Here is a 15,485-nt window from a genome sequence, read left to right as displayed (position 1 = left end):
GATGACAGACGGCACCTCCGACGACGGCACGGCGCTCGCGCGACCCGACTCCCTGCACAGCTGGCACGACGACTGGACCGGCCTCCGCGTCGCCGTCCTCGGCCTCGGGCGCACCGGCTTCTCGGTGGCCGACACGCTTGTCGAGCTCGGCGCCGATGTGCTCGTGGTCGCGTCCGACGCGTCGCCCGAGCGGCTCGCGCTGCTCGACGTGATCGGCGGGCGGCTCGTGCGGCCGACCGACGAGGAGCCCGTGCCGGCGGAGCTCGTCGCCTTCGCGCCCGAGCTCGTCGTCGTGTCGCCCGGCTACGCGCCGACGCACCCACTGCCTGCGTGGGCGACGGAGGCGGGGATCCCGCTGTGGGGCGACATCGAGCTCGCCTGGCGGGTGCGCGACAAGACGGGGACGCCTGCCGAGTGGATCACCATCACCGGCACCAACGGCAAGACCACGACCACGCAGCTCACGGCCGCGCTCCTCCAGGAGGGCGGCGTGCGCGCCGTCCCGTGCGGCAACATCGGCCTGCCCGTGCTCGACGTCGTGCGCCACCCGGACGGCTTCGACGTACTGGTCGTCGAGCTCTCCAGCCACCAGCTGCACTACATGCGCGAGGTGCGGCCCTACTCGAGCGCGTTCCTCAACCTCGCGGACGACCACCTCGAGTGGCACGGCTCGCGTGCGGCGTACGCCGCCGCGAAGGGGCGGGTCTACGCGGACACGCGCGTCGCCTGCGTCTACAACCGCGCCGACCGCGCCACCGAGGACGCGCTCCGCGACGCCGACGTGCAGGACGGCGCGCGTGCCATCGGCTTCGGCCTGGACGCGCCCGGCCCGAGCGACCTCGGCATCGTCGACGGGATCCTCTGCGACCGCGCCTTCCTCGAGGAGCGGTTCACCTCCGCGCTCGAGCTGACGACGCTCGACGAGCTGCGCGCGGTGGGCCTCGCGGCACCGCACATCGTGCAGAACATCCTGGCCGCGGCTGCGCTCGCCCGGTCCTACGGCGTCTCGCCGGCGGTCGTGCGGCAGGCGCTCCAGCGCTTCGAGCTCGACAGCCACCGCATCGAGCGGATCGGGGAGCGCGACGGCGTCGCCTTCGTCGACGACTCGAAGGCCACCAACCCGCACGCCGCGTCCGCGTCGCTCGCGGCCTTCCCCTCCGTGGTGTGGGTCGTCGGCGGCCTCCTCAAGGGCGTCGAGCTCGACGACCTGATCCGCGCCCACGCGGCACGCCTGCGCGCGGCGGTCGTCATCGGCGTCGAGCGCGCCGAGGTCCTCGCGGCATTCGCGCGACACGCGCCCGACGTCACCGTCCTCGAGGTGGCCGAGAGCGACACTGAACAGGTCATGCGGTCCGCCGTGCGGCTCGCGGCGGGCGTGGCCCGGGAGGGCGACACCGTCCTCCTGGCCCCGGCGGCGGCATCCATGGACCAATTCACCGACTACGCCGACCGCGGACGCCGATTCCGGACCGCGGTCGACCACCACCTGGGAGGTGCGGCGGATGACACTGCCCCCGAGAACGACGCGGACCCCTCGCGCGGCTGACGCGCCGGGCCCCCGCGGCCCGCGCACCCCGCAGTCGTCCGTCGACGACGCGCAGGAGGGGACGCAGCGTCGCGGCCTCGCCGCCCGCATCCACCTCGGACGCGCCTTCCACGCGGAGAGCGGCTCCTACTTCCTGCTCCTCGGCACGACGCTCTTCCTGGTCGTCTTCGGCCTGGTGATGGTGCTGTCGTCCTCCAGCATCGACTCGTTCGTCGCCGGCGGCGGCTTCTTCGGCATCTTCCTCAAGCAGGGCATGTTCGCGCTCATCGGCGTGCCGCTCATGCTCCTCGTCTCGCTCGTGCCGCCCATGTTCTGGAAGCGCTGGGCCTGGGTGCTGCTGATCGCGGCCAGCGCCGTGCAGCTGCTGGTGTTCGGCCCGATGGGCGTGAAGGTCGGCGAGAACATCGGCTGGATCCGCATCGCCGGCACGACGTTCCAGCCCGCCGAGCTCATCAAGGTGGGCCTCGTGATCTGGCTGGCCTTCATCCTCGCGAGGAAGCGCCACCTGCTGCGCACGTGGCCGCACATCCTCATCCCGGTGCTGCCCGTCGCGGGCGGCGCCGTCGGCCTCGTCGCGCTCGGCGGGGACCTCGGGACCGTCATCATCATGGCGAGCATCATCCTCGGCGCCCTCTTCTTCGCGGGCATCCCGATGGGCAAGCTCACGCTCATGCTCACGATCGGCTCCGTGCTCGCGGTGCTCATGACCGTGATCAGTGACAGCCGCATGCGCCGCGTCACCGAGTTCCTCACCGGCCAGTGCGACTACGCGGGCGGCTGCTGGCAGTCCACCCACGGCCTGTACGCGCTGGCCGCCGGCGGCATCTTCGGAGTGGGCCTCGGCAACTCGAAGGCCAAGTGGATGTGGCTGCCCGAGGCGGACAACGACTACATCTTCGCGATCATCGGCGAGGAGCTCGGCCTCATCGGCGCGATCGTCGTCATCCTCCTGTTCGTGGTGCTGGCCATCGGCTTCATCCGCGTGATCCGCGCCAACACCGACACCTTCGCGCGCGTCGCGACGGGCGCCGTCATGACCTGGATCATCGTGCAGGCCTTCGTGAACATCGCCGTGGTGCTCAACCTGCTCCCGGTGCTCGGGGTGCCGTTGCCGTTCGTGTCGTCGGGAGGCTCGTCGCTCGTGACGACGCTCGTGGCGATGGGCATCGTGCTGGGCTTCGCCCGGAGGCCCACGACCGAGGAGTCGCCGGACGTCGTGCCCGCCGTCGTCGGGATGCGCTCGTGACGGTCTACCTGCTCGCCGGCGGCGGCACCGCGGGGCACGTCAACCCCCTGCTCGCCGTAGCCGACGAGCTCCGCGCGCGTGAGCCGGGGTCGACGATCCTCGTCCTCGGCACGCGCGAGGGCCTCGAGTCCCGGCTCGTCCCCGCCCGCGGCTACGAGCTGCTCACCATCGCGCGCCTGCCGTTCCCGCGCCGCCCGGACGGGGCCGCCGTGCGCTTCGCGCCGGCGTTCGCGCGGGCCGTGGGGCAGATCCGCCGCATGATCGCCGATCGCGGCGTCGACGTGGTCGTCGGCTTCGGCGGCTACGCGGCCGCGCCCGCCTACGTCGCCGCCCGCCGCTCGGGCGTCCCCGTCGTCGTGCACGAGGCCAACGCCTCGCCGGGACTCGCCAACCGGCTCGGCGCTCGCGTCGCCGCGGCGGTCGGGATCACGTTCCCCGGCACCGCGCTCGGCCCGCGCGCCCAGGTGGTCGGCATGCCGCTCCGCCGCGAGATCGCGACCCTCGACCGCGAGGCGGCCCGCGACGCCGCGCGCACCGAGCTCGGACTCGACGCCGACCGGCCGACGCTCCTCGTCACGGGCGGATCCACGGGCGCGCGCAGCCTCAACCGCACGGTGGTGCAGGTGGCCGAGCGCATCACGGCGACGGGCGCCCAGATCCTGCACATCGTCGGCGGCGCGCAGGAGTTCACCGACCCGGGCGTCGAGCGCTACCACGTGGTCGGCTACTCCGACCGGATGGAGCTCGCGATCGCCGCGGCCGACCTCGTCGTCTCCCGCGCCGGCGCCGGAGCGCTCTCCGAGCTCACCTGCGTCGGCGTCCCCGCGGTCTACGTGCCCTACCCCGTGGGCAACGGCGAGCAGGCCGTGAACGTCCGCGGCGTCGTCGCGGCCGGCGGCGGGATCGTCGTGGCCGACGCCGACTTCACGCCCGACTGGGTGCTCGCGCACGTCCTCCCGCTCCTGTCCGACCCGGCGGCGCTCGCGCGCATGGCCCAGGCGGCGGCCTCCGTCGGCACGCGCGACGGCGCGGCACGCATGGCCGACCTCGTCCGCGACGCCGTCGCCGCCCGCCCCTCCCGGCCCGCCGCGCGGCGCTGACCGCCGCCCACCCCGCTTCCCACCCTCCCGAGGAGACCGCACGTGATCGCACCCGACCTGACCATGGACATCCCGACCGAGCTCGGGCGCGTCCACTTCGTGGGCATCGGCGGGTCCGGCATGAGCGGCATCGCGCGCCTGTTCCTCGCGGCAGGGCACCCGGTCACCGGATCCGACTCCCGCGACTCCGACGCCGTCCAGGCGCTCCGGGAGCTGGGCGCCGAGATCCACGTCGGCCACGACGCCGCTCACGTGGGCGACGCCGACGCGCTCGTCGTCACGGGGGCGCTCTGGCAGGACAACCCCGAGTACGTGCTCGCGAAGGAGCTGGGCCTGCCGATCCTGCACCGCTCGCAGGCGCTCGCCTGGCTCATCTCCGGGCAGCGGCTCGTGGCCGTCGCGGGCGCCCACGGCAAGACCACGTCCACGGGCATGATCGTCACCGCGCTCCTCGAGGCCGGCCGGGACCCGTCGTTCGTCAACGGCGGCGTGATCGGCGGGCTCGGCGTCTCGAGCGCCCACGGATCCGAGGAGCTGTTCGTCGTCGAGGCCGACGAGTCCGACGGCTCCTTCCTCCTGTACGACACGTCCGTCGCGCTCATCACCAACGTCGACGCCGACCACCTCGACCACTACGGCTCGCACGAGGCCTTCGACGACGCCTTCGTGCGCTTCGCATCCGCCGCGTCGGAGCTCGTCGTCATCTCCAGCGACGACCCGGGCGCCCGGCGCGTGACCGCCCGCATCGAGGGACGCGTCGTCACGTTCGGCGAGGACCCGGCCGCCGACATCCGGATCACCGACATCGTCACCGACGGCCCCGTCGCCTTCACGCTCACCCACGACGGCGTGCCGCGCCGCGCCGCGCTCCGCGTCCCCGGCCGCCACAACGCGATCAACGCGGCCGGCGCCTACGCGGTGCTCGTCGGCCTCGGCGTGGATCCCGACGACGCCATCGCGGGACTCGCCGGCTTCTCCGGCACCGGCCGCCGGTTCGAGCTGCACGCGGAGGTCCGCGGCGTGAGCGTCTACGACGACTACGCGCACCACCCCACCGAGGTCCGCGCCGCGCTCGAGGCCGCGCGCACGGTCGTGGGGGAGGGCCGGATCATCGCCGTCCACCAGCCGCACCTCTACAGCCGCACGCAGATGATGGCCGGCGACTTCGCGCGCGTCTACGAGGAGCTGGCCGACCACACCATCGTGCTCGACGTGTACGGCGCCCGCGAGGACCCGATCCCCGGCGTCACCGGCGCCCTCGTCTCCGAGCGCTTCCAGGACGCGGGCCACGTCGACTACCTGCCCGACTGGCAGGAGGCGGCCGATCGCGCGGCGGAGATCGCGCGCGACGGCGACTTCATCGTGACCCTGAGCTGCGGCGACGTGTACCGGATCATCCCGCAGGTGATCGATGCGCTCGAGCGTCCCGCCGGATCCCCGCAGCCCGCCGCGTCCTCCCGGCCCCGCGAGTGAAGCGGCCCGAGGGCTTCGACCGGCCCCGGGTCCCGAGGCCGCCCACGCCCGCCGCGCCCGAGGATGCGCCCGCACGTCGAGGCCGCGGATCCCGACCCGCCGCGCCCGCGACGCCGGCGGCACCCGCGCCGACGCCGCCCGCGACCCCGCGACCCCGCGCGGCGTGGCGCGACGACGACGAGCCCGACACCGAGCCCATCGTCCTCCCGCACCTCGCGCAGGCGCCTGTCGAGGCGCCGCCCGCGCCGCGCACGGGCCGCGAGCCGACGCCGCCGCGCTCGGGTGGCCTGGTCGGCAGGCTGGGCGCTCGGGCACGCGGAGCGGCGGAGACCGCGGCCTCCGCCCGTCCGCTCCGCCGGCGCACCCGCTCGGACGCGGACGGGGAGCCCACCCCACGGGCCCACCGCCCGGCCCGCCCCGCGAGCGCGGCCACCGGAGACGCCGAGGCGCGACGCCAGCTGCGCCGCGCCCGTCGCGAGCGGCAGCGCTACGAGCGCCAGGAGGTGCGCCGCTTCACGCAGCGCGCCCGCCGTCGACGCGCCGGGCTCCTCGGCGCGCTCGGCGCCGTCCTCACCCTCGCGATCGTCGTCGGCATCGCCGTGTACTCGCCGCTGCTCGCCCTCCGCACCGTCGAGGTCGAGGGCGCGGACCGCGTGTCCCCGTCGAGCATCCAGGCGGCGCTCTCCGACCAGGTCGGCACGCCGCTCCCGCTCGTCGACCTCGGCCGCGTCGGGGACGAGCTCCGCGCGTTCCCGCTCATCCGCAGCTACAGCACCGAGAGCCGTCCGCCGTCGACGCTCGTGATCCGCATCGTCGAGCGCACGCCCGTCGCCGTGATCCAGTCCGGCGCCGGCTTCGACCTGGTGGATCCCGCGGGCATCACGATCGAACGCGCGACGGCCCGCCCCGACGGCTACCCCCTCATCGACCTGCCGAGCGCCGACTTCTCGTCCCCGCGCTTCCAGGCGGCCGCGGCGGTCCTGGTCGCGCTGCCCGCCGACTTCCTGCCGCAGGTCGACAGCATCCAGGCCAACACGACCGACGACGTGATGCTCACCCTCCGCAGCGGCAAGAAGGTGCTGTGGGGGAGCGGCGAGCGCTCGGTCGACAAGGCGCAGGTGCTGCAGGCGCTCGTCAAGGCCCGCGGGGACGTCGGGTCCTACGACGTGTCGGCGCCCGACGCGCCGGTCGCCGGACCCTGATCCCGCCCGGCCTTCGCGACACGCGGCACGGGAGTCGTCGCGCCGACCCCGAGCCCCCTAACGTCGGGATCAGGAAATGCATACTGAGTAAACTCTAAGCCTCCACCGGAGGTCGAAGGTTCTAGCGGAGGCCCGTCGTGTCGAACAACCAGAACTACCTCGCCGTCATCAAGGTCGTCGGCATCGGCGGTGGCGGCGTGAACGCCGTCAACCGCATGATCGAGCTCGGTCTGCGGGGCGTGGAGTTCATCGCGATCAACACCGACGCCCAGGCCCTGCTCATGAGCGACGCCGACGTCAAGCTCGATGTCGGCCGCGAGATCACCCGGGGCCTCGGCGCCGGCGCGGACCCCGAGGTCGGCCGTCGCGCCGCCGAGGACCACGCGGAGGAGATCGAGGAGGCCCTGGCCGGCGCCGACATGGTCTTCGTCACCGCGGGCGAGGGTGGCGGCACCGGCACCGGCGGCGCGCCCGTCGTGGCCCGCATCGCCAAGTCGATCGGCGCGCTCACCATCGGCGTCGTGACGAAGCCGTTCGGCTTCGAGGGCAAGCGCCGCTCGGCCCAGGCCGAGCTCGGCGTCGCGACGCTGAAGAACGAGGTCGACACGCTCATCGTCGTCCCGAACGACCGCCTGCTGGAGATCAGCGACCGCGGCATCAGCATGCTCGAGGCCTTCGCGACCGCCGACCAGGTGCTCCTCGCGGGCGTCCAGGGCATCACCGACCTCATCACCACCCCGGGCCTCATCAACCTCGACTTCGCCGACGTCAAGTCGGTCATGCAGGGCGCCGGATCCGCGCTCATGGGCATCGGCTCGTCCCGCGGTGCCGACCGGTCCATCAAGGCCGCCGAGCTCGCGGTCGCGTCGCCCCTCCTCGAGGCGAGCATCGAGGGCGCCCATGGCGTGCTCCTCTCGATCCAGGGCGGATCCAACCTCGGCATCTTCGAGATCAACGACGCGGCCAAGCTCGTGCAGGAGGCCGTGCACCCCGAGGCGAACATCATCTTCGGCGCGGTCATCGACGACACCCTCGGCGACGAGGTGCGCGTCACCGTCATCGCGGCGGGCTTCGACGGCGGCGAGCCGGCGTCCAAGGTCGAGAACCGCCGCAGCGGCTTCGTCGCCGCGGGCGGGGGAGCGGTCGCCGCTCCCGAGGCCGTCGAGTCCGCGCCGGCGCGCCCGCAGGCGGAGGCGCCCGTCGCGTCCGTCCCCGCGAGCGACCCGACGTTCGAGGACGACGGCGACGACCTGGACATCCCCGACTTCCTGAAGTGACCGACGCTCCGCAGACAGGCGGCGCGCACGCGTCGGACGCCCACCCCGGCGAGGCCCACGCCGGCCTCGCCGAGCGGTGGGCGTCCGTGCAGGCGGACGTCGCCGACGGGATCCGCGAGGCCGGCCGCCGTCCCGACGAGGTGACCACGATCGTGGTCACCAAGTTCCAGCCCGTCTCCCTCCTCCGCGCCCTCGTCGACCTCGGCGTCCGCGACCTCGGCGAGAGCCGGCACCAGGAGGCGCAGGGCAAGGCCGCCGAGCTCGAGGGCGCGGGCGTGGCCTGGCACTTCGTCGGCCAGCTGCAGGGCAAGAAGGCCAGGCAGGTGAGGCGCTACGCCTCGGTGATCCACTCGGTCGACCGCCCGTCCCTCGTCGACGCGCTCGCGTCCGACGAGCAGGAGACGCGCGTCTTCCTGCAGGTCAACCTCACCGACGACGACGGACGCGGCGGCGTCCGGCCCGCCGAGGCCGAGGCGCTGGCTGAGCACGCGGCGGCCGTCCCGGGCATCCGCGTCCTCGGCGTCATGGCGGTCGCGCCCGACGACGGGGAGCCCCGCCGCGCCTTCGCGCGGCTCCGCGGGATCTCGGACGACGTGCGCCGCATCCTGCCCGATGCGGACGCGATCTCCGCCGGCATGTCCGGCGACCTGCGCGAGGCGCTCCTCGAGGGCGCGACACACCTTCGGATCGGGTCGGCAATCACGGGAAAGCGACCCGACGGCCCTTAATGTCGGGAGTGCGGTCCGGTTCGTCAGGCCGAAACGGAAAGAGGAATGATGGCCAACCCACTTCGCAAGACCATGGTGTACCTGGGACTCGCCGACGAGGAGCTCGACTACCAGCAGGGCCAGCAGCCCGCGCAGCAGCAGCAGCAGTCGCCCGTGCAGGCCGTCCCGACGCCCGCCCCCGCTCCCCAGCAGCAGGCGAAGCGCGCACCCGTGACCCCCCTGCACAAGCCCTCGACCACCACAAGGAATGCGGCGCCGGCTGAAATGAACGAGATCCTCACCGTCCACCCCAAGGCCTACAAGGACGCCCAGGTCATCGCCGAGAACTTCCGCGAGGGCGTGCCGGTCATCATCAACCTCTCGCAGATGACGGACGACGACGCCCGTCGCCTCATCGACTTCGCCAGCGGCCTGTCCATCGGCCTCTACGGCAAGATCGAGCGTGTCACGGCCAAGGTGTTCCTCCTGTCGCCGTCGCACGTCGCCGTGTCCGGCGAGCAGTCGGCCACCGAGGCCGAGGTCGAGGCCTCCTTCTTCGGACGCTGATCCACCCAGCACCGCCATGGCGGGCGCCGACGGGACCTCCCATCGGCGCCCGCCATACTTGTGTCCGTGATCATCGTCAACATCGTCGCCACCGTCCTGTGGTTCGCCCTCCTGGCGTTCATCATCTGCATGTGGGGCCGGTTCGTGCTCGACCTGGTCCAGTCGCTCTCGCGGCAGTGGCGTCCGCGCGGTGCGATGCTCATCGTCGCGGAGGCCTCCTACACGGTCACGGATCCGCCCATCGGCTTCGTCCGGCGCCTGATCCCGCCGCTGCGCCTCGGCCCCGTCGCGCTCGACTTCGGCTGGATGATCACGATGCTCGTGGCGATCATCCTGCTCAACGTCGTCCGCGGCTTCACGGGCTGACGCCCGGCGCTCCTTCCGCCGTTCCGCGCTCCCGTCCCCGGAGCGACGCGTTCCGCTGATAGCGTTGGGTCGCACGTTGTCCCGAATCCCCCGTCCGCACCTGCGGACCCCGCTCTACGCACAAAAGAGGTGGCAGGCCATGGCTCTCACTCCTGAAGACGTCGTCAACAAGCGTTTCCAGCCGACCAAGTTCCGCGAGGGATACGACCAGGACGAGGTCGACGACTTCCTCGACGAGGTCGTCGTCGAGCTGCGACGCCTTCACCAGGAGAACGAGGAGCTGCGCCAGCGCCTCGGCTCGGGCGACGCCGCCCCGGCCGCGACCACGGTCATCGAGACCCCCGCTCCCGCCGCCGTCGAGCAGGCCCCCGTCGTCGTCGAGCCCGAGCCCACCCCGGAGCCCGAGCCGGCCCCGGTCGTCGCGCAGGCGCCCGCCGCCCCCGCCGCGGACGTGGACGACGAGACCTCCAGCACGAGCAGCCTCCTCAAGCTCGCCCGCAAGCTCCACGAGGAGCACGTCCGCGAGGGCATCGAGAAGCGCGACGCGCTCGTCGCCGAGGCGCACGCCACCGCGGCCCGCATCGCCGCCGAGGCCGAGGCCGAGCAGCGCTCGAAGACCGCCGTCCTGGAGAAGGAGCGCCAGGTCCTCGAGGGCCGCATCGACGAGCTCCGCACCTTCGAGCGCGAGTACCGCACGAAGCTCAAGGGCTACATCGAGGGCCAGCTCCGCGAGCTCGACTCCGCCGGTTCCAGCGAGGCGCCCGCCACCGCCTCGTTCGGCAACTAGCACCGCACCACCCGCACGCCCGACGGCGGCGCGGGACCCGGCTCAAAGGAGCGACGGGGTCCCGCGTCGCCGTCGTCGTTCGCGCAGCCCGCGTCACCGCCGCACCGCCAGTACCGCACCGGAAGAGGTCACCCGATGGAGCACCGAACCATTCCCGTCCCCGACGGGCTCGACGGGCAGCGCGTCGACGCCGGCCTCGCCCGCCTCCTCGGCTTCTCCCGCAGCTTCGCGGCCGAGGTCGCCGAGGCCGGCGGCGTGACGCAGGACGGCCGGGAGACCGGCAAGTCCGACCGGCTCGTCGGCGGATCCATGCTCGCCGTCAGCTGGCAGCCGAAGCAGGAGCCGACCATCGTGCCGCTCGCGGTGCCCGACCTCGGCATCGTGCACGACGACGACGACATCGTGGTGGTCGACAAGCCCGTCGGCGTCGCGGCGCACCCGAGCGTCGGCTGGACGGGGCCGACCGTGCTGGGCGCGCTGGCCGCCGCCGGGTTCCGCCTGAGCACCTCGGGCGCGGAGGAGCGGCAGGGCATCGTGCACCGGCTCGACGCGGGCACCAGCGGCCTCATGGTGGTGGCCAAGACCGAGCGCGCGTACACGGAGCTCAAGCGGCAGTTCCACGACCGGGAGGTCGAGAAGGTCTACCACGCGGTCGTGCAGGGGCATCCGGATCCGCTCGCGGGCACGATCGACGCGCCCATCGGGCGCCACCCCCGCAGCGACTGGAAGTTCGCGGTCACCGCGGACGGCAAGCCGTCGGTCACGCACTACGAGACGCTCGAGGCGTTCCGCCGCGCGGCGCTGCTCGAGGTGCACCTGGAGACCGGCCGGACCCACCAGATCCGCGTGCACATGGCCGCGCAGCGCCACCCCTGCGTGGGCGACGCGATGTACGGCGCCGATCCCACGATCTCGGCGCAGCTCGACCTGCACCGGCAGTGGCTGCACGCGATGCGGCTCGAGATCACGCACCCCGCCACGGGCGACCGGGCGTCGTTCTCGAGCACCTACCCGGCCGACCTGCAGCACGCGCTGGACGTCCTCGAGGACTGACGCGCGACACGCCCGGAGCGCCTCCGGGAGCCTGCCTATGATTGCTGCACCGCCGACCGATCAGTAGAAGAGACCCGTGCCCCGCAACGACTCGTTCGTCCACCTCCACGTCCACAGCGAGTACTCGATGCTCGACGGGGCGGCCCGCGTCGGCCCGCTCGTGCAGGCCGCGGCCGAGCAGAAGATGCCGGCCGTCGCGATCACCGACCACGGCAACGTGTTCGGCGCGTTCGACTTCTGGAAGCAGGCGAAGGCCGCGGGCGTGAAGCCCATCATCGGCACGGAGGCGTACATCACGCCGGGCACGCACCGCGGCGACCGAACCCGCATCAGGTGGGGAAACGGCGGCCAGGACGACGTCTCGGGATCCGGCGCCTACACGCACCTCACGATGCTCGCCGAGACGACGGAGGGCATGCACAACCTCTTCCGCCTCTCGTCTCGCGCCTCGCTCGAGGGCTACTACTTCAAGCCCCGCATGGACCGCGAGCTGCTCAGCACCTACGCGAAGGGCCTCATCGCCACCACCGGCTGCCCGTCCGGCGAGGTGCAGACGCGCCTCCGCCTCGGCCAGTACGACGAGGCCGTGAAGGCCGCGGCGGACTTCCGCGACATCTTCGGCGCCGAGAACTACTTCTGCGAGGTGATGGACCACGGGCTGGGCATCGAGCGCCGGATCATGACCGACCTCCACCGGCTCGCGAAGGACCTCGGCCTCCCGCTCGTCGCCACGAATGACCTGCACTACACGCACGAGCACGACGCGACCAGCCACGCGGCCCTCCTGTGCGTCCAGTCCGGCACGACGCTCGACGACCCCAACCGCTTCAAGTTCGACGCCGACGAGTTCTACCTGAAGACCGCGCAGCAGATGCGCCACCTCTTCCGCGACCACGAGGAGGCGTGCGACAACACGCTCCTCATCGCCGAGCGGTGCGACGTGCAGTTCAACGAGTCCGCGAACTACATGCCGCGCTACCCGGTGCCCGAGGGCGAGAGCGAGCAGACCTGGTTCGTCAAGGAGGTCGAGCGCGGCCTCGTGCGCCGCTACCCGCGCGGCTTCTCCGACGACGTCCGCAAGCGCGCCGACTACGAGGTCGGGGTCATCGCGCAGATGGGCTTCCCGGGCTACTTCCTCGTCGTCGCCGACTTCATCAACTGGTCGAAGGAGAACGGGATCCGCGTGGGCCCCGGCCGCGGTTCGGGCGCCGGCTCGATGGTCGCGTACGCCATGGGCATCACCGACCTCGACCCGCTGGAGCACGGCCTCCTGTTCGAGCGGTTCCTCAACCCCGACCGCGTCTCCATGCCCGACTTCGACGTCGACTTCGACGACCGGCGCCGCGGCGAGGTCATCCGCTACGTGACCGACAAGTACGGCGACGAGCGCGTGGCGCAGATCGTCACGTACGGCACCATCAAGGCGAAGCAGGCGCTGAAGGACTCCAGCCGCGTGCTCGGCTACCCGTTCTCCATGGGCGACAAGCTCACGAAGGCCATGCCGCCCGCGATCATGGGCAAGGACATCCCGCTGTCCGGCATCCTCGACACCGACCACCCGCGCTACCGCGAGGCGGGCGACTTCCGCGAGGTCCTCGCGATGGACCCCGAGGCGCAGAAGGTCTTCGAGACCGCGCAGGGCATCGAGAACCTCAAGCGGCAGTGGGGCGTGCACGCGGCCGGCGTCATCATGTCGAGCGAGCCGCTCATCGACATCATCCCGATCATGAAGCGGGAGCAGGACGGCCAGATCGTCACGCAGTTCGACTACCCCGCCTGCGAGTCGCTCGGCCTCATCAAGATGGACTTCCTGGGGCTGCGCAACCTCACGATCATCGACGACGCGCTCAACAACATCGAGTCCAACCGCGGCGAGAAGCTGGTGCTCGAGGACCTGGGGCTCGACGACCAGGGCGCGTACGACCTGCTGGCCCGGGGCGACACGCTCGGCGTGTTCCAGCTCGACGGCGGGCCCATGCGCTCGCTCCTGCGCATGATGAAGCCCGACAACTTCGAGGACATCTCGGCCGTCATCGCGCTCTACCGGCCCGGCCCCATGGGCGCGAACTCGCACACCAACTACGCGCTGCGGAAGAACGGGCTGCAGGAGATCACCCCGATCCACCCGGAGCTCGAGGAGCCGCTGCGCGAGGTGCTCGGCACCACGCACGGCCTCATCGTCTACCAGGAGCAGGTGATGTCGGTGGCGCAGAAGCTCGCGGGCTTCACGCTCGCGCAGGCCGACCTCCTCCGCCGCGCCATGGGCAAGAAGAAGAAGTCGGAGCTGGACAAGCAGTTCGAGGGCTTCTCGCAGGGCATGAAGGACAACGGCTACTCGATGGCCGCGGTCAAGGCCCTCTGGGACATCCTGCTGCCGTTCTCCGACTACGCGTTCAACAAGGCGCACTCGGCGGCGTACGGCGTCGTCTCCTACTGGACTGCGTACCTCAAGGCGCACTACCCGGCCGAGTACATGGCCGCGCTGCTCACGAGCGTCGGCGACTCCAAGGACAAGATGGCGCTCTACCTCAACGAGTGCCGCCGCATGGGGATCAAGGTGCTCCCGCCGGACGTCAACGAGTCCATCGGCTTCTTCGCGGCAGCCGGAGCAGACATCCGCTTCGGCCTGGGCGCCGTCCGGAACGTCGGCGCGAACGTCGTCGAGGCGCTCCGTGGCGCGCGCACCGAGCAGGGCGCGTTCGAGTCGTTCGACGACTTCCTGAAGAAGGTGCCGCTGCCGGTGGCGAACAAGCGCACCGTGGAGTCGCTCATCAAGGCCGGTGCCTTCGACTCGCTGGGCGACACCCGCCGGGCGCTGCTCGAGGTGCACGAGGGCATGATCGACGCCTCCGTCAGCGACAAGCGCGCCGCCATGAACGGCCAGGTCGGCTTCGACTTCGACAGCCTGTGGGACGAGCCGCAGCACGCGCGCAAGGTGCCCGAGCGGCCCGAGTGGGCGAAGCGCGACAAGCTCGCGTTCGAGCGGGAGATGCTCGGCCTCTACGTGTCCGACCACCCGCTGGCCGGGCTCGAGATCCCGCTGGCCAAGCTCGCCTCGACGGGCATCGCCGAGCTGCTGGCGACCGACGCGTCGATGGACGGGGAGACGGTGACGCTCGCGGGGCTCCTCACCAGCGTGCAGCACCGCACCGCGCGCAACTCGGGCAACCAGTACGGCATGGTGCAGCTGGAGGACTTCGGCGGCGAGATCACCTGCATGTTCATGGGCAAGGCGTACCAGGAGTTCGCGCCGGCCCTGCAGAGCGACACCGTGGTGGTGATCCGCGGCCGCGTGTCCACGCGCGACGACGGCATGAACATCCACGCCTTCTCGATGTTCCAGCCCGACCTCGGGCAGAGCCTCGGCTCGGGCCCGCTGCTCATCAGCCTCGCGGAGAACCGCGCGACGACGGAGACCGTCATGGGCCTCAACGACGTGCTCATCCGCCACTCGGGCGACACCGAGGTGCGGCTGCAGCTCGTGAAGGGCGACAGCGGGCGCGTGTTCGAGATCCCGTACCCGGTCACGGTGAGCGCCGACCTCTACGGCGAGCTGAAGTCGCTGCTCGGGCCGAACTGCCTGGGGTGATCCGCCGCTCGCCCGATCAGGGCGCCTGCGCTCAGGCCTCGGCGCCCGGCCGGAGGTAGCGGCGCGCGTGGTAGACGAGCGGCTCGTCCTCCACGCCCGCTCCGCCGTCCTCGATCCGCACGATCACGACGATCGCGTCGTGCACGTGGACCCGCTCGACGATCCGGGCGACGAGGAGCGCCGTCCCGCCCGCGAGCACGGGCAGGCCGTGCGGGCCGGCGGACCAGTGGTCGCCCGCGAAGCGCTCGGACGCCGGGCCGCTGAGGCGCTCCGCGAGGTGCCGGTCGCGCGCGCCGAGCACGTGGATCGCGACGTGGTCGGCGGCGGCGATCGCTGCGGCGCTCGACGCCGTGCGCGCCAGGCTGAAGCTGGCGAGCGGCGGATCCGCCGACACGGAGGCGAGCGACGTCGCCGTGAAGCCGACGGGGGAGCCCTGGGGATCGCGGGTCGTGACGACCGCGACGCCCGCGGCGTGGCGCCGGAACGCGGCGCGGAAGGCGGCCTGGCCAGGGGCCTCGGCGAGCGTGGTGGCGGGGTGCGCGTCCATGCCTGGTGACGCTAGCCGCCGGATC

General features: G+C 72.3%; 13 protein-coding genes. 12 read left to right on the top strand and 1 reads right to left on the bottom strand.

Annotation, left to right across the window (positions count from 1 at the left end; genetic code table 11):
• Position 1 precedes the first annotated feature (1 nt).
• The 12 genes from murD (at position 2) to dnaE (ending at position 14,913) form a co-directional block, all read left to right on the top strand.
• Positions 2–1,546 (top strand): UDP-N-acetylmuramoyl-L-alanine--D-glutamate ligase, encoded by a 1,545-nt coding sequence (gene murD / locus NL142_RS09795; protein ID WP_435079123.1) that lies wholly within the window; start codon positions 2–4, stop codon positions 1,544–1,546.
• Positions 1,503–2,792, top strand: a complete 1,290-nt coding sequence (gene ftsW / locus NL142_RS09790; protein ID WP_194682387.1) for a putative lipid II flippase FtsW — start codon at positions 1,503–1,505, stop codon at positions 2,790–2,792. Before murD ends, ftsW begins: the two co-directional genes overlap by 44 nt.
• Positions 2,789–3,892 carry an undecaprenyldiphospho-muramoylpentapeptide beta-N-acetylglucosaminyltransferase gene (murG, locus tag NL142_RS09785; RefSeq protein WP_435079121.1) on the top strand — a complete coding sequence of 368 codons (1,104 nt, stop codon included), beginning with the start codon at positions 2,789–2,791 and terminating at the stop codon, positions 3,890–3,892. Before ftsW ends, murG begins: the two co-directional genes overlap by 4 nt.
• A gap of 42 nt (positions 3,893–3,934) precedes the next feature.
• Entirely contained in the window at positions 3,935–5,365 is a 1,431-nt protein-coding gene (murC, locus tag NL142_RS09780) for a UDP-N-acetylmuramate--L-alanine ligase (protein WP_435079119.1), read from the top strand.
• Positions 5,362–6,567, top strand: a complete 1,206-nt coding sequence (locus NL142_RS09775) for a cell division protein FtsQ/DivIB (RefSeq protein ID WP_435079117.1) — start codon at positions 5,362–5,364, stop codon at positions 6,565–6,567. Before murC ends, NL142_RS09775 begins: the two co-directional genes overlap by 4 nt.
• A 137-nt stretch (positions 6,568–6,704) precedes the next feature.
• Entirely contained in the window at positions 6,705–7,844 is a 1,140-nt protein-coding gene (gene ftsZ, locus NL142_RS09770) for a cell division protein FtsZ (RefSeq protein ID WP_012038543.1), read from the top strand.
• Positions 7,841–8,572, top strand: coding sequence for a YggS family pyridoxal phosphate-dependent enzyme (locus NL142_RS09765; RefSeq protein ID WP_435079114.1), 732 nt, complete (start codon positions 7,841–7,843; stop codon positions 8,570–8,572). The genes ftsZ and NL142_RS09765 overlap by 4 nt, the downstream gene beginning before the upstream one ends.
• A gap of 48 nt (positions 8,573–8,620) precedes the next feature.
• On the top strand, positions 8,621–9,118 hold the full coding sequence (locus NL142_RS09760) for a cell division protein SepF (RefSeq protein WP_104234855.1): 498 nt from the start codon (positions 8,621–8,623) through the stop codon (positions 9,116–9,118).
• Between the two features lie 66 nt (positions 9,119–9,184).
• Positions 9,185–9,484: a YggT family protein gene (locus NL142_RS09755; RefSeq protein WP_043561739.1), complete on the top strand. Its 300-nt coding sequence runs from the start codon at positions 9,185–9,187 to the stop codon at positions 9,482–9,484.
• Positions 9,485–9,623: 139 nt separating this feature from the next.
• The gene (locus tag NL142_RS09750; protein WP_194682391.1) at positions 9,624–10,271 is read left to right on the top strand and encodes a DivIVA domain-containing protein; all 648 of its coding nucleotides are present in this window, start codon (positions 9,624–9,626) and stop codon (positions 10,269–10,271) included.
• Between the two features lie 135 nt (positions 10,272–10,406).
• Positions 10,407–11,324 carry an RluA family pseudouridine synthase gene (locus tag NL142_RS09745; protein ID WP_435079110.1) on the top strand — a complete coding sequence of 306 codons (918 nt, stop codon included), beginning with the start codon at positions 10,407–10,409 and terminating at the stop codon, positions 11,322–11,324.
• Between the two features lie 127 nt (positions 11,325–11,451).
• The gene (gene dnaE, locus NL142_RS09740) at positions 11,452–14,913 is read left to right on the top strand and encodes a DNA polymerase III subunit alpha (protein ID WP_050976373.1); all 3,462 of its coding nucleotides are present in this window, start codon (positions 11,452–11,454) and stop codon (positions 14,911–14,913) included.
• 31 nt (positions 14,914–14,944) lie between these two features.
• Here dnaE and NL142_RS09735 read toward each other — a convergent pair whose 3' ends face one another.
• Entirely contained in the window at positions 14,945–15,460 is a 516-nt protein-coding gene (locus NL142_RS09735) for a flavin reductase family protein (protein WP_435079108.1), read from the bottom strand.
• Between the last annotated feature and the right edge of the window lie 25 nt (positions 15,461–15,485).

It is taken from the genome of Clavibacter quasicaliforniensis, from assembly GCF_051201715.1.
Lineage (GTDB): Bacteria > Actinomycetota > Actinomycetes > Actinomycetales > Microbacteriaceae > Clavibacter > Clavibacter seminis.
This window is presented reverse-complemented; position numbering and strand designations above follow the sequence as displayed.